17 protein-coding genes are annotated in these 16465 nt (G+C 56.1%); 12 read left to right on the top strand and 5 right to left on the bottom strand.

Going from position 1 to position 16465, the window contains the following annotated elements; genetic code table 11:
• Positions 1-87: 87 nt before the first annotated feature.
• Positions 88-1620 (bottom strand): exopolyphosphatase, encoded by a 1533-nt coding sequence (ppx, locus tag HM1_RS02535; RefSeq protein ID WP_012281700.1) that lies wholly within the window; start codon positions 1618-1620, stop codon positions 88-90.
• Between the two features lie 394 nt (positions 1621-2014).
• Here ppx and sigK point away from each other — a divergent pair, with 394 nt between their 5' ends.
• The 4 genes from sigK to gerQ all read left to right on the top strand — a co-directional run bounded on the left by sigK (position 2015) and on the right by gerQ (position 4492).
• On the top strand, positions 2015-2716 hold the full coding sequence (sigK, locus tag HM1_RS02530; protein ID WP_012281699.1) for an RNA polymerase sporulation sigma factor SigK: 702 nt from the start codon (positions 2015-2017) through the stop codon (positions 2714-2716).
• Positions 2717-2883: 167 nt separating this feature from the next.
• Positions 2884-3096 carry a DUF3006 domain-containing protein gene (locus HM1_RS02525; protein ID WP_012281698.1) on the top strand — a complete coding sequence of 71 codons (213 nt, stop codon included), beginning with the start codon at positions 2884-2886 and terminating at the stop codon, positions 3094-3096.
• Between the two features lie 316 nt (positions 3097-3412).
• Positions 3413-3844 (top strand): cell wall hydrolase, encoded by a 432-nt coding sequence (locus HM1_RS02520; RefSeq protein WP_012281696.1) that lies wholly within the window; start codon positions 3413-3415, stop codon positions 3842-3844.
• A gap of 219 nt (positions 3845-4063) precedes the next feature.
• The gene (gene gerQ, locus HM1_RS02515; RefSeq protein ID WP_236995034.1) at positions 4064-4492 is read left to right on the top strand and encodes a spore coat protein GerQ; all 429 of its coding nucleotides are present in this window, start codon (positions 4064-4066) and stop codon (positions 4490-4492) included.
• A gap of 130 nt (positions 4493-4622) precedes the next feature.
• Here the strand turns inward: gerQ and HM1_RS02510 are convergent, their stop codons facing one another.
• From HM1_RS02510 to HM1_RS02500, 3 genes are all read right to left on the bottom strand, one after another.
• Complete coding sequence (locus HM1_RS02510) at positions 4623-6533, bottom strand: prepilin-type N-terminal cleavage/methylation domain-containing protein (protein ID WP_012281694.1); 1911 nt, start codon at positions 6531-6533, stop codon at positions 4623-4625.
• Positions 6534-6698: 165 nt separating this feature from the next.
• A complete protein-coding gene (locus tag HM1_RS02505) occupies positions 6699-7328 on the bottom strand; it encodes a hypothetical protein (protein ID WP_148207060.1) in 630 nt (209 codons plus the stop codon).
• A 212-nt stretch (positions 7329-7540) separates the two neighbouring features.
• Positions 7541-7930, bottom strand: a complete 390-nt coding sequence (locus tag HM1_RS02500; RefSeq protein ID WP_041313143.1) for a prepilin-type N-terminal cleavage/methylation domain-containing protein — start codon at positions 7928-7930, stop codon at positions 7541-7543.
• 329 nt (positions 7931-8259) lie between these two features.
• Here HM1_RS02500 and pyrF point away from each other — a divergent pair, with 329 nt between their 5' ends.
• The 3 genes from pyrF (at position 8260) to HM1_RS02485 (ending at position 10315) form a co-directional block, all read left to right on the top strand.
• Positions 8260-8991 carry an orotidine-5'-phosphate decarboxylase gene (gene pyrF / locus HM1_RS02495; RefSeq protein WP_012281692.1) on the top strand — a complete coding sequence of 244 codons (732 nt, stop codon included), beginning with the start codon at positions 8260-8262 and terminating at the stop codon, positions 8989-8991.
• Between the two features lie 104 nt (positions 8992-9095).
• Positions 9096-9707, top strand: a complete 612-nt coding sequence (gene pyrE / locus HM1_RS02490; protein ID WP_236995033.1) for an orotate phosphoribosyltransferase — start codon at positions 9096-9098, stop codon at positions 9705-9707.
• Positions 9708-9775: 68 nt separating this feature from the next.
• On the top strand, positions 9776-10315 hold the full coding sequence (locus HM1_RS02485; RefSeq protein ID WP_012281690.1) for a YqeG family HAD IIIA-type phosphatase: 540 nt from the start codon (positions 9776-9778) through the stop codon (positions 10313-10315).
• Positions 10316-10334: 19 nt separating this feature from the next.
• On the opposite strand, the gene HM1_RS15675 is transcribed toward HM1_RS02485, so the two are convergent.
• The gene (locus HM1_RS15675) at positions 10335-10475 is read right to left on the bottom strand and encodes a hypothetical protein (RefSeq protein WP_012281689.1); all 141 of its coding nucleotides are present in this window, start codon (positions 10473-10475) and stop codon (positions 10335-10337) included.
• A gap of 210 nt (positions 10476-10685) precedes the next feature.
• Here HM1_RS15675 and aroE point away from each other — a divergent pair, with 210 nt between their 5' ends.
• The 5 genes from aroE (at position 10686) to HM1_RS02460 (ending at position 16463) form a co-directional block, all read left to right on the top strand.
• Positions 10686-11585, top strand: coding sequence for a shikimate dehydrogenase (gene aroE / locus HM1_RS02480; RefSeq protein ID WP_041313140.1), 900 nt, complete (start codon positions 10686-10688; stop codon positions 11583-11585).
• A gap of 120 nt (positions 11586-11705) precedes the next feature.
• Positions 11706-12887 carry a chorismate synthase gene (aroC, locus tag HM1_RS02475; protein WP_012281687.1) on the top strand — a complete coding sequence of 394 codons (1182 nt, stop codon included), beginning with the start codon at positions 11706-11708 and terminating at the stop codon, positions 12885-12887.
• Positions 12888-12911: 24 nt separating this feature from the next.
• Positions 12912-13514, top strand: coding sequence for a shikimate kinase (locus HM1_RS02470; RefSeq protein WP_012281686.1), 603 nt, complete (start codon positions 12912-12914; stop codon positions 13512-13514).
• Positions 13511-14644: a 3-dehydroquinate synthase gene (aroB, locus tag HM1_RS02465; protein ID WP_012281685.1), complete on the top strand. Its 1134-nt coding sequence runs from the start codon at positions 13511-13513 to the stop codon at positions 14642-14644. Before HM1_RS02470 ends, aroB begins: the two co-directional genes overlap by 4 nt.
• A gap of 106 nt (positions 14645-14750) precedes the next feature.
• Complete coding sequence (locus HM1_RS02460; RefSeq protein WP_012281684.1) at positions 14751-16463, top strand: GspE/PulE family protein; 1713 nt, start codon at positions 14751-14753, stop codon at positions 16461-16463.
• Positions 16464-16465: the final 2 nt, after the last annotated feature.

The following is a 16465-nucleotide window of genomic DNA, read 5'->3' as shown; positions in this document are numbered from 1 at the left end:
GAGACAGAAAAGCAGCGGCCATCTTCAAAAAAGAGGGGGTGCCGCTGCTTTTGTTTTGCCGATGCGCCTGGCGGGTTCACTTCTCGCCTAGGCGCCGCTTTGGGCCGACACAAGAAGGTTGCGCCCAAAGACCTTTTTAAAGTCCGGTGCGACCTTGTAGGCGTCACAGATCTCCAGATCGGCCGAGTGGCGGGTGTGGGCGACTAGATGGACGTTTTCCACATGATGGTGGAGGCGCACCGCGCTGACCACGCCGGCCTCGCTGCGCTCCAAGGCTTCGGCGATGCGCAGGATGACGCCGAGCTTGCGGATCGTCCGGCCATCGTCGTCGCTGAGAATGTCTTTGTAGGGGAGCAGGTTGCCGGAAAAGGTTTTGGTGTGCGCCATGGCGACAAAAGCAGCCATGAGGATCTCCCGGTGGGTCAGACCGTTTAAGCGGGTGCTCGTGATCAGATAGAAACTGTGCTTGTGGTGGTCGTAGTAGTTGACATGGATCCCGATGTCGTGCAGCAGGGAGGCCACTTCCAGGATTCGGCGCTCAAAGGGGCCCATTTCATGAAGGGCGGTCAGCTGATCGAACATGGAGAGGGTCAGGGCGGCCACATGGCGAGAATGGTCTCGTTCCAGGCTGTAGTAGCGCATCAGGTTGTTGACGCAATGGCGGACGACGTCATCGACGACGGGGATCGGTTGCTCCCGGAGCAGGTACTGGTAAAAGAGACCGTCACGAAGACCGGAGCCGCTGACGACCAGTTGCGCCCCTCGGGCCGTGTTGATGAGGGCACTGATGATGGCCAGGCCGGCCACGATGATGTCGGCGCGGTCTTTCGAGAGACCGGGGATCTTTTTGCGCTGTTCCAGGTTGACCGTTTTGACGGAACGGTAGATCTCGTGCACATCTTTCGGCGTCATCCGATAGTTGTGGGTGATGTCGAGGCTGTACTTTTTGCGTTTGCGATCGATCTTGGACAGGTTGCGCACCGTGCCGCCAAGACCGACGATGGTCGGCGATTCCATATCCTTCAGCCAATCGATGGCGGCAAACTGGTCAGCCAGGAAACTCTCCAAGGCTTTCAGTTGCTCCTCGCTGGGCTTGTTCGGTCCCCGCGCCGAGTCGATCCGGTTTTCTGTCAAGGTAACGGCACCGAAGGGCAGGCTGATCGCCTGGACCATACGGCGATCCTCGATGCGGATGACCTCGGTTGACCCGCCGCCGATGTCGACGATGACGCCTCGGTCGATGTCAATGGTGTTGATGACGCCGTTGTAGGCGGCTTGCGCTTCCTCCCAGCCGGTGAGAACGCGAAAATCAAGGCCGGTAGCCGTTTTGACCTGCTGAAGAAACTCCTTCTGGTTGACTGCCTGGCGGACGGCGGCGGTGGCCACGCAGTCGGTGCGGGTGATGCCATGGGCTCGGCAGAGGTGCTGGAACAGGCGCAGCGCCTCAATTGTTCGTTCAATTGCGATTGGTTTTAGGGTGGCTTCCGGTCCCATATGTTCGCTGAGGCGAACGCTCTCTTTGGCCTCATCGATGAGTTTGTAGGATCCATCCGGCGCGATGCCGACGATCATGAGGCGGACTGAGTTGGAGCCCAGGTCGATGATCCCGATTTTTTCCACGTCTTCTCTTCCTTATCCATTAAGATTTATTGCAGAAGCATGTTGCCGTCTAAGCTAGTTAGGTCCGGGCCCATCGGCCGTGTTAGATAGGCAGTGCAGCTACTATCATTGGCGTCCCGAAAGCGCACTGTTGTGGACAGGGTCATGAAGATATTACACGCCGGCGCCTGAGTTCCTGCTTTGCCTTTCCCTTGATCACATCCTGCTTTCCCTTGAGTTCATGGAACATATAAAAGACCACACCAGCCTATTGTATCCGCCTGTACTGTAAAACGAAACATCTCAACAGGTGGCGCGGTGTCTTTTTGGTTTATTTTGGGAAAACAGGGATAAGCACCTGGGGCCTGTCGCCGCCATACGATGTAAGACAGCATTGCGACCGGAGGTGGACTGGATGATCCCGACCCTCGTAGGCGCGCTGATCGTTCCTTTTATCAAAGGAATCACGGCGCTGTTGAGCTACATCTCCAACAACGCTTTCCCGCAGCCTCTGTCTGATACAGAGGAAGCCTACTGCCTGGCCCGCTTGAAAGAAGGGGATGAACAGGCGAGAAACAAGCTGATTGAACATAACCTGCGGCTCGTGGCGCACCTGGTCAAGAAGTTCGACGGCACCGGGGAGAACAACGACGACCTCATCTCCATCGGTACCATCGGCCTGATCAAGGCCATCAACACCTTTGACGCGAGCAAGGGGACGAAACTGGCGACTTATGCAGCGAGGTGTATTGAAAATGAGATTCTGATGCACCTTCGAGCCATGAAAAAGATGCGCGGCGAAGTTTCCCTCTACGACCCCATCGGCGTCGACAAGGAAGGCAACGAGATCACCCTCATCGATATCCTCGGCACCGATCCGGAAGCGGTGTCCGATATTGTGGAAAACGCCCTCGAACAGGCCCGCCTGTTGAGCAAGCTGAAAAAGTTGAGCAAACGGGAGCGCTATGTGATTGAGCTGCGCTACGGCCTCTTGAGCGGATGCCGGCAGACGCAGCGGGAGATTGCGAAAAACCTGGGGATCTCGCGGAGTTATGTGAGTCGGATCGAGAAACGGGCGATCATGAAGTTGATGTCTGACCTAGCCAGTAAGGCCTGAGGCTGTGTGAACGACCCGATCCTGTAGCGGCTCACCCTCATTGACGGAAAATCCTGGACTGTCAATGGCGGTGAGCCTTCGCATTAGACAGCGATTAAGTCCCCTGATTGTAGTTGAACGAAGACCCGCTAGTGGGCTACAATGAGAACACATGGAGGTGTTGCCCCTTGGCGCTCATCATTGATCGTTTTGAAGGCCAATTTGCTGTTGTCGAGGTAGATGGAAAAGGGACCATCGACATCCCCAGAAAAGAACTCCCTGTTCAAACGAGGGAAGGGGATGTGATTCGACTGATTAACGGCAGATACGAGATTGACTTGGCAGAAACGAAACGCCTTCGGGCAGAAGCGAACAAGCGAACAGATGACTTCTGGTCATAACGGCAGTATAAAAACAATGAAGCCCGGCTCTAGGTGAGTCGGGCTTTTGTGCGCTATCGGGCAACCCCTCGGCATAGCAATACTATCCGGGGTTGGTGGGATGGCAGTCCGGTTGATACCGGGGCAATACGGAGGATGAATACCACGAAGAAAAGGGCGCCTAAGGGAAGAGGAGCCTAAACGCCGTTCCATTCCCGCCTCGCTCGATGCCCCGGGGACATCGGGAAGTTCCGCCGCACTGATTTCGTCTGTCTGCACCTTTTTTTTCCCTTCCGAATACAATGGGAGCGCAAAGGAGGAACAAAGAGGTGAGGAAATGGCTGTCATCAAGGCGCCGACGGATCAGGTAAAAACGCTGGCCCGCCTGATGCGGGCCGAAGCGGAAGGGGAAGGCGAACTGGGGATGCTCATGGTCGGCAACGTGGGTGTCAACCGCGTGCGGGCCAACTGTCTTGACTTCCGGGGCATCCGCTCGATCCAGCGCATGATCTTCCAGTCGCCCGGCGGGTTTGAAGCGGTGCAGCGGCCCTACTTCTACCAGAGAGCCAGAGAAAGAGATCTGCAGTTGGCGCGGCGCGTCGTCAGAGGGGAACGCCGTCATCCGGCCAGCAATGCCTTGTGGTTTTTCCGACCCGGCGGCGCCGGCTGTCCAGGCACCTGGTACAGACAACCGAATACAGGGAAATTCAAAAAACACTGCTTTTTTGCGCCGCTGCGGAGGAACTGCCCTGATGTGTATCGAGGCTAGAAAGGGAGTGTTTGCATGGATCGCGAACAATGTGAAGAGATGAGACCGGTCGCGGGAAGGTCTGATTCCACGGGTCGGCTCGGTCCTTGTGATCAAGACGCTTGTCGCCAAGAGCCCTACCCGCTGCCTGTCCAACCTATGCCCGAAATGGCGCCAGGTCCCATGACCGGTCCTATCGCAGCGCCCGGTCCTTGTCCCATGCCTGGGATGATGCCAGAGATGCCCGGCATGATGCCCCAGATGCCCGGCATGATGCCGGGGATGGTCAGCCCTATCGGCGCTTATCCGATGCCCACGGTTCCTTATCCCCCCAGCGGCGGCATGATCCCGGGCGGTCCTGTCGTGGAGGAAGGACCCCAGGTGCCGGGCATGTTGCCCCTGGAACAGTCGTACATCGAAAACATCCTCCGCCTCAACCGGGGCAAAGTGGCCACCATTTATATGACTTTCGAGAACAATGTGCAGTGGAACGCCAAGTGCTTCCGCGGGTGTATTGAAGCCGCCGGTCGCGACCACATCATCCTCAGCGATCCCAAGACAGGGAAACGCTATCTCTTGCTGATGGTGAATGTCGATTATGTCACCTTTGACGAGCCTATCGCCTATGATTACCCCGGGTACCTGGCGCCGCCGGTGCGGCAGCGATAACAGCATGTGCAAGGGCCTGCAACCTACCCGGTTGCAGGCCCTTGCAGGTGCGTCCGGCATGGCCGTTGTCTCTAAGGTGGAAGTCCTGCACGGCCTTAAAATAAAACCCACAGATGTTCTGTAAACAGTATTAAAACGGCAATTTAGATTCATCATCAATGATGCGCTGAAAGGTCACTCCGGCGTTTCCGGTTACCGACACTTGGTTTGCAACGATTATTCCCTGAAAAGTGCAACTATCTTCGATCGTGACTTTACCATTAGGTGCAAACAAGATCCCTGAAAAATGGAGATTACCTTGTAAGGTGATATTCCCCTTGCTGGCGATTGTTACATTATTACAATACGGATCCCCCCAGTTTTTAAATGAAATACTATTTCCGAAATATTTCATATTATTCTTCATGGTTGGGTCTGAGGTATAACCGCGAGAAAAATACCAAGAATCCTGCTGTAAGTTTGGAATAGAGAAGTTTGGGATTTGGAAGTCGTCCAATCCAGTTACCTTTTTGGTTTTTTTAACGATAGATGAATCATAATTATTTGGGACCGTTAAAGTACCTGTGTAGTAAATTGTCCCCTTTATCGTCGGTGTCCAACCTAATTCAAGGTTTCCATTGACATATATATTTCCATATACAATTGCATCTTTTAAGCGATAATTCCCAGCAACATATATATCTCCATAAAGCTCATGTCTTCCGTTCCAAGTTGTCAGGTTGCCCTTTATATAAGTCTTGCTGGTATTGTCTTGCAAGCCTATTTTATTGGAACCACCGTCAAAATAAAGATGATCATCGATGAATATGATCTTTGTGTTCACGTCAACAGCATCTCCGAAAGGAACAGAGGTGTTCTTATTGTCTATCTGGTCTTTTATAAGCGCGGTAGCATCAGTTCCGTTAACCCTCGAACTACCCGTTACACTGAGTTTATTTCCGAACAAAAATAGTGGCGCCTCCTGCCTCAATATATACTCTTTTAGGGGGTCACCTGTTACTGTTACGGTTGTCTGAGCAGATAGCCCTTGGTAACTTACAATGACATAAGCGATCCCTGATTTTTTCCCGGTAATCTTTCCTTGTTCTAATGCAATGATCGATTGATCGCTGACGGTCGGTTCCACTTGAGATGTAATATCCGTAATTCGACCATCGGCATATTTCGCTTTCACTTCTATAGAAAAATCAATGGTCTGCCCTACTTGCAAATGCACTGTTTGTGGTTCGATGCTGATGGCTTCGATGGAGGCACCGGTAACATTTACTTTTGTGGACGCTGAAAATCCTTGATACGATACATATATAGTGGCCGTACCCGGCGTAAGGCCGGTAATGCTCCCTGAGGTCAATGTGACGATCGTCGGATCACTGATCACTGGTGTTACTGCGGATGTAATATCCTCAACCGCACCATTAGAATACACAGAAAATGCTTGGAAGGGAAATCCTACAGTTTCTCCGACTTGCAACGAAATCTCTTCAGGACATGTAATGATTTTCCATAACGTCTTCGTTATATCCGAGATCGGTTTGCTTAGACGAGGCAAAACACTCGCTTTTAAGGCAAGAGTCGGCCCGGTGTCTGCTGTTTGGGTAGCGTCGTCGAGATATGTCAAATTTACAGTAACCATTTTGGTAAGGTCGTCTTTAATAAAAAACTTATTTCCCGAAGACAACACTTTTACGGGGAGACGTGTCTTATTGATATATAGATCATAGTACGAGGGATCATCTGCAGATGCAGTTAATTCATATAAAGTTTCTGGTTTTCCGGGACTGTCAATCCTCATCCATAGTCCCCTTGGATCAACCTCTATATCTTCGTCGTGCGCCTCTTGGATTGTTTTAAGGATTTGATTCACAGAAGTACGGCTTTCTTGCCGTAAGTGAGCATTCAACGTCTCTCTGAAAAAAACGTTGTTGTTTCCATTGAGCAGGGAGAAGATCCCTGCTGTTACGATACTGAAGAGCGCGAGCGATATCAGGACCTCGAGCAATGTCATGCCCGACGAGTTCCTCCAATTCGGAAACAGTTTCATAGGCGATACCTGCCTTTCCGGTTTCTTCCGGAGACATCGTTCAGCGATACCTTTGCGTCAAATAAACGACCTTTAGCAGAGCCCTCTCTCTGGTCTCCCCTTCGGCAACCTTAACTTTACAGGCACCGTTTACATACACCTCTACCTATAATGCGATATTTTTAATCAGATCCAGCGCCAGGTTTTGATGGAAATCACAGGTTCCGGATCGGCCGGATTCATTTTCATCACAAGGGTATCATCGCTTGGTTCGAAAGAGACGCGGAACTCTGCAGTAACTTGTAAAGATTGAGTCCTCTTTTCACCGGTAAGACATTCTGCAGTAACAGTAAAGTTTACTGTAAAGACATCGGTCAGACTAGGCGATTCTAAAGATTGAAACGATGATGACGGCTCCCAGGATACATCTGAAATGTTATACTTCGCCCTGAATTGAGATGTGCTGATTTCAGGTGGTTCGCGATTCCAGTCGTCAATTATTTGATTTATGTCTTTAAAACTTAAATATTCTTGAGTAGCCGGAATCCAAAAAACTTGGTTTTCTTCAACGCTATAATGATGATGAGGTACCTGCAAAGGCTCCCTTTGACGAAGCAATTCCTTAATACGGTGTATGAAGTGCTCTGCACCCGCTTCTGCAACATAGCGCATTTGGATCGTTTCCGCATTGGCTTTAGCTAAGGTAATCTCTCGAAAAATGTAACCGGCCAGTGAAGTCGACGTTGTAATCAGCACGATAAGGACAATCAAGGCCAAGGGGACAGAGCCTTTTTCCCAATAGCTTGGCTCATTCATCTCATACACCTCAAAAAACGGATTTGACAGCAATGATGCCCCTGCAGATAGCCCTTTTAGCTAAAAACCCCACTGATCGCAGAAATGTGGTTCCCCTGCATTCGGCCAGGACCACCAATGCCAGACAATAAACAATCGAAGAAACGCTATATGTAGTGGTCAAGAAGCAAAACGACTGTTTTTCAAGGGATGATTGACGGGATTTCTCAACGTCACCTTGACGTAAAATAGGTTGTTAAATCGTACTCCCCTCGGGGCCAGGTTACCACTACGGTAACGTGAAGCAACTGGGTTTTAGTACTGTCTTCGATAGAATCGTACGTTAGATCTATGGAATAGGAAATGCCGTCTCGATCTTGGGTGGTGCGAATAGATTTGGGGAACGGACCTCCGTATGTGTGTTTTACGAGATAGCTTTTTTTCTCTTGTTCCATTATCTCCGAAGCTATCTGAATGGCGATTCCACGTTGTTTCTGCAGCGCTCCCTGTGTCATAAGAACGTCGTACAGCTTGAACACAGGCAACATCCCCAGAAGTATTATCGTCATGGCGATGATTATTTCTATAACAGTCAATCCGGATTGTCCGCTCTGATCTTTCAATGCAATCGCATCCTTAATTTTACTTATACCGCCTCTGTTACGCGCACCGGTTCCGTCTGAGGCTCCATCGATTCAGACAGTTCCGCTTTTGTTTCCTAGTATCCTATATTCCTGTTTTGTCCGTCTATCCCTATTGTAGTCTACAAGGGGACATCAGCTCAAATACAAATAGTTGGCCTTGTCGCGCTTTTCTCTTGCAGTACGGGAAAATAGGAGGAAATGGTGTTGCAAAAGGCGAAAAAGAAGCAATAATAGTAAGGTAACGATAGACGGACGAAGGGTAGACGGATAAAGACGGGCTTTAAGCAAAGGGAAAAGGGGAGCGGAAGTTGGAAGCAAAAGACAGGCTGATCGTGGCGTTAGATGTAGATACCCGTGATGAGGCAATTTCTATTGTCAATGCTGTCGGGGAGCACTGCGGTCTTTTCAAGGTGGGCATGCAGTTGCATAACAGCGCTGGTTTTGCCGTTACGGAAGAGATCCTGTCTATGGGCTTTCCTGTTTTTCTAGACTTGAAGTTTCACGATATCCCTAACACCGTCGGCAAGGCGGCAACGGTCGTCAGCCGGCGAGGTGTCAAGATGTTCACCGTTCATGCCGCAGGCGGCCGGGAGATGTTGAGGCAGGCCGTCAAGGGAGCGCGAGAAGGCCAGGGGGAGCGGAGGAGTGGGGGACCGCTCGTTCTGGCCATCACTGTCCTCACGTCCGTGTCTCAGGCGGTGTTGCACGATGAGGTGGGTCTTCCGGGAAGTGTAGAGGAAAATGTGGTGCGTTTTGCCCGCCTTGCCCAGGCGGCAGGGGTGCAGGGTGTCGTCGCGTCGCCGCAGGAAATCAGGCCGATCCGCGCGGCTTGCGGCGATGATTTCGTCATCGTCACACCGGGCGTTCGTCCTTTGTGGGCGGGAACGGACGATCAGGCGCGGATCATGACGCCGGCGAAAGCCATGGAAGCCGGGGCAACCTATCTTGTTGTGGGTCGCCCGATCACGGCCGCGCCAAGTCGTGCTGAGGCGGCCAAGCGGATCGTCGAAGAAATGGCCGAGGGGCTGGCTAGGCGATAGTAACAAGATAAGGTGAGAAGATGAGAAGAGAAGATGAGAAGAGAAGATCATAGATGAGGAGTGTATGTAGGAATGATGAAGATTTTCATAAGGGAGTTTGCTGTATGGTAGGACAAGACGGTTTGAATGAATGTGTCGTATTGAGCCAAGATCAGGTTCTGGATATCTTTCGCAACAGCGAGGCGCTGCTGGAAGGCCATTTCCGTCTCACCTCCGGCCGCCACAGCAACCGTTATGTCCAATGTGCCCAAGTTCTGCAACATCCCCCATATACAGAACGGCTGTCGCGCCACCTGGCTGCCTTGCTCCGCAAAGGTGTCGGCCTTCCCGACGTGGTGATCGGACCGGCCATGGGCGGGATCTTGGTCGCTTATGAGGTCGGACGAGCGCTGGGAGTTCGCGCCATCTTCACGGAGCGCGAGAAGGGGCTCATGACCTTGCGGCGGAACTTCGTCGTCCGGCCGGGCGAGACAGTCGTTGTCTGTGAGGATGTGGTGACAACGGGCGGATCTGTTCGCGAGGTCATCGACGTGGCGACGGCGGCCGGTGGGCGTGTGGCGGCTGTGGCCGCGCTGGTGGACCGGTCCAACGGGCAGGTGGACTTTGGCGTTCCCTTCTTTGCCGCCCTCTCGATGGAGGTGCTTTCTTGGCCGCCTGAGGAGTGTCCATTGTGCAAGGAAGGCACACCGGCCATTAAACCGGGAAGCCGGACCTGACTGCATTTTCGGACAGAAGGATCGGCGATAATCGAGCGGCAGCTGTCGAACCGGGAAGGGGAAATCGCGTGAAAATACTGAAACCAGCCCGGCGGGTCGATGCCGTTCCTCAGGTGAATGTGGCTGACTTGGCCGCTCAAGGCGTCCAAGGCGTGATCATCGACCTGGATAACACCTTGACAGAGTGGAACCAGAACCATCTCTGTCCGGAGATCGCCCGTTGGTTGGAAGAACTCGAACGATATGGGATCAAGCTCTGCATTTTGTCGAACAACAAGAAACATCGCGTCCAATCCTTTGCCGAGGCCTGCGGGGTGCCTTATATCTCCAATGCCCGCAAACCGTGGCGTCGGGGATTCCGCCGCGCCATGAACCTTTTGGGGACAAGGCCGGAACAGACGGTCGTCATTGGCGATCAGATCTTCACCGATGTCCTCGGCGGAAACCGGTCCGGTCTTTACACGATCCTGGTCAACCCGATCAGCCGCCGAGAGTTTCTCGGCACACGGCTTGTCCGGCAGTTGGAACGTTGGGTGTTGCGCGAGCGGTCGCCTCGCCGCGGGCACAAGCAGCTTTTTCGTTCAAAAACAAAGGAGGGTCAGCCGTGACGGGCGACCCTCCTTGTCGTTAGCGATGATTTTCCTTTTTGTAGGCCAAGAGGATGACCTCGTCATCTCCGTTCCTCTGGGCATTGAGCTGCTGTTCGACCTTGTATAGCGCCTGCAACTGGTCTTCATTCAAGTCGGCGAAGGGCATTTGCTTATCCATCGGGGATCCTCCTATTCCATTTCGGGATTTTGCGCCTAATATAACGATAACCATTGCCGATGGGTCTCATACCTGAGCAGTCCCTTCGTCGATGGGGATGGTGGTGAAGCTCGCAGTTTGTTTATGGCTTGGCCTTTTCGAGTCAGCCGGGCTCGGCCCGGCCTTGCGCCGCCTGCGCAGATGAGATAGGAGAGATAAGGGGGGCTGGCGATGAATCGTCTCGTCTTTGGAACTGCCATCGACGGTCATACACAGTGGGTGGCGCTGCTGGGGTACCCGGTGAAACACTCCTTTTCACCGGCGATGCACAACGCCGCCTTCGAACGACTGGGGCTCAACTGGCGATACAGTGCCCATGCAGTCAAACCGGAAGATCTGGGAAAAGCCGTGGCGGGGCTGGCGGCGCTCGGCTATCGGGGCGCCAATGTGACCGTTCCCCATAAGGAGCAGGTGGTGAGCCTGCTCGATCGTGTCGATCCCTCAGCGAAACGGTTGGGAGCCGTCAACACCATCGTCATGGCTGGCGATGGCAAGACGGTCGGGTACAATACAGACGGTATCGGCTTTCTGCACGGGTTGCGGCAGGATGGCTTCGCCGTTGCCGGGGCAGCGGCCTTGCTGCTGGGTTCCGGCGGCGCGGCCCGGGCCGTGGCCTTTGCCTTGCTCGACGGGGGTGTGCGCTCCCTCGTCGTGGTGAATCGAACACCGGAAAAGGCGGAAGCCTTATTAGACGCCTTGCGCCGGTCGGGAGCCGCCGAAGGGGCAGCCCTGCGCGCCGGCCGATGGGAAGAGGCGTTCCTTCGCGAGTGCGCCAAAGAGGTTGACCTCGTCGTTAACGCCACCGCATCGGGGATGGGAAAGGGAGAGGGCAGCATCGCCTATCCCCTATCGCCGAAACGGTGGCTCTCTCCCGGTCCCTTTGTCTGTGATCTCGTCTATCACCCGCCGGAGACGGAACTGCTGTCGGTCGCCCGCTCCTTAGGCTGCCGCTGCCAGAACGGTCTGCCTATGCTGCTCCACCAGGGGGCGGCCGCCTTCGCCCTCTGGACCGGTCAGGAGCCGCCGCTGACTGTGATGGCGGAAGCGCTAAGGCAGGCGAATGGGGGATGAGGAAGGATCTGCTAGCTAGCCCGGGGTCGAAAGAGCAGGAAAAGAACAGAGAAACGTGGAATCTTCCGAACCGGTGTAACACACCCGGGCAGATTCGAATGAAGAAGGGATTTTGCGAAAATGGCGGCGTTACGGTATTTGACGGCTGGCGAATCGCACGGGCCGGCGTTGACGGTGATTGTGGAAGGCATGGTGGCCGGGCTTCCGCTCAAAGCGGAAGACCTTGATGAGCAGTTGGCCCGCCGACAGAAAGGCCACGGCCGGGGCGGCCGCATGGCCATTGAAAAGGATCGAGCGGCGATCCTCTCGGGGATTCGGGGCGGCAAGACCTTGGGAAGCCCGATCTGCCTGCAGATCGAAAACCGGGACTGGAAGAACTGGTCTACGATCATGGCCGCCGGGGCGGAGGCAGACCTGATGGGACGGCGCGTGACCCAGCCGCGGCCCGGCCATGCCGACCTGGCCGGCGCGATCAAATATGCGCAACGGGACATCCGCAATATACTCGAACGTTCAAGCGCCCGCGAAACGGCGGCCCGCGTCGCCGCCGGCGCCGTAGCGCGTCGGTTCTTGGCTGAACTGGGGATCGGGGTCTGTTCCCACGTGACAGCCATCGGAGATGCGGCGGCTGTCGGCGGGATCATCGATCGGACGGAGAGCGACTGGGTCCGCCTGGCCGCTCAGGCTGAGCAGTCAACGGTCCGCTGCGCCGATAGCGCCCTGGAACAGGCGATGATCAGCGCCATCGACCGGGCGAAATCAGCCGGCGACAGCCTGGGCGGTGTGATTGAACTGGCGGTGCTTGGCCTGCCGGTAGGCGTGGGCAGCCATGTGCAGAGCGACCGCCGTCTCGACGGGCGCATCGCCGGCGCGATGATGGCCATTCCGGCCATCAAGGGCGTCGAAATCGGACTTGGCTTTGCCGCAGCCCTCCGTCCGGGTTCACAGGTCCATGACGAGATCGGCTATGATCGGGAGAGCGGCTACGGCCGCCGCACGAACCGCGCCGGCGGGATCGAGGGCGGGATCAGCAATGGCGCCCCTGTCGTCGTCCGCATCGCCATGAAGCCGATCCCAACCCTTTATCAACCCTTGATGACGGTCGATATCGACAGCCGCCAACCGGTGGCGGCGTCGGTGGAGCGTTCCGACACTTGCGCCGTTCCGGCGGCCGCTGTCGTCGCCGAGGCCGTGCTGGCCCTCGTGGTTGCCGACAGCCTGCTGGAAACGACAGGCGGCGATACGCTGGCGCAAGTAAGGGAGCGCGTCGCCGCCATGCGGGAACAGGCGCTGCGTTTTTGAAAACGGCGAGATGAGGTAAGAGTAATGGACCAGCATCAGAGCGGCAAGGAAGAAAGCTGCAGCCACAAAAAGAATGTGGTCCTCATCGGTTTTATGGGAACGGGCAAGTCCACCGTAGGCCGTCGCCTGGCCGCCCGGCTGGGCTGCCCTTTCGTCGACACCGATGGGGAGGTGGAAAAGGTGACCGGGATGACCATCGCCCAGATCTTTGACCGGTACGGGGAGGCCCGCTTCCGTTCCGAGGAAAGGCAGATGGCCCGCAAAGTGGCTGCCCTGGAGGGGGTCGTCGTGGCGACGGGCGGTGGGATCGTGCTCAACCCTGAAAATGTGGCCGCCTTGCGATCCAGCGGCGTCCTTATCGGACTGGAGGCAACAGCAGAGGTGATCTGGTCGCGCGTGACCCGCCGCAACCACCGGCCCCTGTTACAGAAGGATAGCAGCGTCGACCATCTCCGCGAGATGATGGCGAAGCGCAGGCCCTATTACGCCTGCGCCGATATGACGGTGGACACGTCATCCCTGAGTGTCAACGAGATAGTCGAGGTTATCCTCACCTATCTGCGCGGCTGCAGTGAGGAACGGCAGGATTCCCGGGCGGCGGGAGACCTGGGAGGAGAGGCGCGATGATGGGAGCAAGGACTGCAAAGGATGCGACGCCGGTCACCCGCCTGGAGGTGGGGCTGGGCGATCGCGCTTATCCCATCGACATCGGCGCCGGGTTGCTGAGGCAGGCAGGTGCCTTGCTCGCCGAACGCCTGCAGGGGAAGCAGATCCTGATCGTCACCAATGCGGCTGTCAACGCGCTTTGGGGGGAGCCGCTGCGCTGCTCCCTCGCCGAGGCCGGCTTCTCTGTCACCACAAAGGAGATCCCCGACGGGGAGGCCCACAAGCGCATCGAGACGGTCGCTGCCCTCTATGACGCCTGCGTCGAGGCTCGCTTACACCGCACGTCGGCTGTCGTCGCCCTTGGCGGCGGCATCGTGGGCGATGTGGCGGGGTTTTTGGCAGCTACCTACATGCGGGGCATCGACTTCATCCAGGTTCCGACGACGCTGCTCTCCCAGGTCGATTCGAGCGTTGGAGGCAAGGTGGGCGTCAACCACCGGGAAGGCAAAAACCTGATCGGCGCCTTTTATCAACCGAAGCGGGTGATCATCGACACAGACACCCTCTCCACCCTCCCGGACCGAGAGGTCCGCGCCGGTTACGGCGAGGTGATCAAGACGGCCCTGCTGGGGGATGGGGATCTGTTCGCTTTTCTCGAAACTTCCGGATCGGACGTATTGCGCCTCGATGCAGGCGCACTCCGCCATGTTGTCGCCGCCTGCTGCCGGACGAAGGCAGCCGTTGTCGAGCAGGACGAGAGGGAAGCAGGCCTTCGTGCCATCTTAAACCTCGGCCATACCTTCGGCCATGCCTTGGAGACCCTCACGTCTTACCAAACCTATCGCCACGGCGAAGCCGTAGCAGTCGGCCTGATCGCCGCCTGCCGATTGGCTGCGTCGGTCCTCGGGCTGCCCGATAAAGTGACGGCACGCGTCGCCCGCCTCGTCGAGGCGGCCGGTCTGCCCACGTGGTTCCCCCCCTTTCCGGCCGATGCTTGGCGCAAAGCCTTGGCGCTAGACAAGAAAAATCGTGACGATGCGGTCACCTTTGTCTTGCCCGAAGGGATCGGACAGTGCCGTGTGCTCGCTGATGTACCCCTTACAGAGGCGCTCGCGGTGATCGAAGCGATGACCAAGGGCAGGACGAAATGATCCTGCCCCTTTTCATGGTCTTCCGATGGTCCGGAGCCCTCCGGGCATGGGGGTCTCTCTACAGAGGAGAGCCAAGTTCTCATCAGAGGAAGCGGGGGCGGTAGTGATGGCGTCGACCAATCGGCGGAAGTTAGGAGATCTTTTACTGGAGTACAACCTCATTACGGACGAGCAACTCCAGCAGGCGTTAGCGGAGCAGAAAAAAAGGGGGGAACGGCTGGGGCAGACGCTTGTCCGTCTTGGCTTTGTGACCCGGCAGATGATCAACGAGGTGTTGGAATTCCAGCTGGGGATTCCCACGATATCACTGCTTCAGTACCCGCTCCACCCTGAGGTGTTCAAGCTGCTTCCGGAAAGCCTCTGCCGCCGGCACAAGTGCCTCCCGGTGAAGCGATCGGGCAACCGACTGACGGTGGCCATGGTCGATCCTTTGAACCTGCCCGCCTTGGACGACATCAAGATGACGACGAACCTGGAGATCGACGCGGCGATCGTAGCAGAAGACGAGCTTGAACAGGTCTTCGAAAAGATCTACGGATTGAATGAGGAACAGGAGGCGGACATCAAGCGGTTGGAAGTGGAGGCCAACCGTGCGGAGGAGGAAAGGTCGATCATCGACCTAGGAGAACTGGAACGGATGACCGCTGTCGGCGACGCGCCCATCATCCGGGTGGTCAACACGATCCTGCAGCAGGCTGCCAAGGAAGGCGCCAGCGATATTCACCTGGAACCTCAGGAGGGAGGGGTCCGGGTCCGTTACCGCGCTGACGGCATCCTCCGCCATGTGCTCACACTGCCCAAGGCTGCTCATCCGGCACTGCTGTCCCGGATCAAGCTGTTGGCGAAGATGAACATCGCCGAAAAGCGGCTCCCCCAGGACGGGCGAATCCAGACGAAGCTGGGCGACAAGATGATCGATATGCGCGTATCCACCCTGCCGGCCATCCACGGCGAAAAATGCGTCATCCGTCTCTTGGACAAGAGCAACGTGCGCTTCGATCTGCGCCAGCTCGGTTTCCGAGATGAGGTGCTCAGGGCTTATGAAAAGATTGTCCGCAATCCCTATGGCATGATCCTCATCACGGGACCGACCGGATCGGGCAAAACGACCACCCTCTACGCCTCGATCCATGAGCTCAACACGCCGGAAAAAAACATTGTGACCGTCGAGGACCCTGTCGAGTATGTGCTGGACGGCGTCAACCAGGTGCAGGTGAACATGCGGGCCGGCCTTGACTTCGCCAGCGGCCTTCGCTCGATCCTCCGTCAGGATCCTGACGTCATCCTGGTCGGGGAAATCCGTGACCGGGAAACAGCCGAGATCGGTGTCCGGGCGGCGACGACCGGTCACCTCGTCTTTTCTACGTTACATACCAATGATGCGGCCGGCTCTGTCAACCGACTCGTCGACATGGGGGTCGAACCCTTTTTGGTGGCCTCTTCCCTCGTCGGGGTCGTGGCGCAGCGTCTGGTGCGGCGTGTCTGTGCCAACTGCAAGCGGCCGTACACGCCGGAACGGGGCTCGCCGGAACGGATCTACCTGGGGGTTGCCGATGATGCGCCCTTGACCCTCTTTCGGGGGCGCGGCTGTGTCGCCTGCAACCATACAGGCTACAAAGGACGGTTGGCCATTCACGAGGTGCTGACGGTCACGGCGGCCCAGCGCAAGCTGATCCTGGAGCGGGCTTCTGCTGACGCCATCACCGCCCAGGCCATCTGCGATGGCATGATCCCCATCCGTCAGGATGGCATGAGCAAGGTCTTGCAGGGACTGACGACCGTACAGGAGATCCTGCGCGTGGCTGATGTCAACGAATAAAG

It is taken from the genome of Heliomicrobium modesticaldum Ice1, from assembly GCF_000019165.1.
Taxonomy (GTDB): domain Bacteria; phylum Bacillota; class Desulfitobacteriia; order Heliobacteriales; family Heliobacteriaceae; genus Heliomicrobium; species Heliomicrobium modesticaldum.
Note: the sequence above shows the minus strand (reverse complement) of the source record. Positions and strands in the feature narration are given on the sequence as shown.

What these genes read in the sequence shown, in the direction of transcription:
- sigK (WP_012281699.1), top strand. Translation starts at nt 2,015, where the DNA reads ATGATCCCGACCCTCGTAGGCGCGCTGATCGTTCCTTTTATCAAAGGA.
- HM1_RS02520 (WP_012281696.1), top strand. Translation starts at nt 3,413, where the DNA reads ATGGCTGTCATCAAGGCGCCGACGGATCAGGTAAAAACGCTGGCCCGC.
- gerQ (WP_236995034.1), top strand. Translation starts at nt 4,064, where the DNA reads ATGCCCGGCATGATGCCCCAGATGCCCGGCATGATGCCGGGGATGGTC.
- HM1_RS02510 (WP_012281694.1), bottom strand. Translation starts at nt 6,533, where the DNA reads ATGAAACTGTTTCCGAATTGGAGGAACTCGTCGGGCATGACATTGCTC.
- HM1_RS02505 (WP_148207060.1), bottom strand. Translation starts at nt 7,328, where the DNA reads ATGAATGAGCCAAGCTATTGGGAAAAAGGCTCTGTCCCCTTGGCCTTG.
- pyrE (WP_236995033.1), top strand. Translation starts at nt 9,096, where the DNA reads ATGGTAGGACAAGACGGTTTGAATGAATGTGTCGTATTGAGCCAAGAT.
- HM1_RS15675 (WP_012281689.1), bottom strand. Translation starts at nt 10,475, where the DNA reads ATGGATAAGCAAATGCCCTTCGCCGACTTGAATGAAGACCAGTTGCAG.
- aroE (WP_041313140.1), top strand. Translation starts at nt 10,686, where the DNA reads ATGAATCGTCTCGTCTTTGGAACTGCCATCGACGGTCATACACAGTGG.
- aroC (WP_012281687.1), top strand. Translation starts at nt 11,706, where the DNA reads ATGGCGGCGTTACGGTATTTGACGGCTGGCGAATCGCACGGGCCGGCG.
- HM1_RS02470 (WP_012281686.1), top strand. Translation starts at nt 12,912, where the DNA reads ATGGACCAGCATCAGAGCGGCAAGGAAGAAAGCTGCAGCCACAAAAAG.
- aroB (WP_012281685.1), top strand. Translation starts at nt 13,511, where the DNA reads ATGATGGGAGCAAGGACTGCAAAGGATGCGACGCCGGTCACCCGCCTG.
- HM1_RS02460 (WP_012281684.1), top strand. Translation starts at nt 14,751, where the DNA reads ATGGCGTCGACCAATCGGCGGAAGTTAGGAGATCTTTTACTGGAGTAC.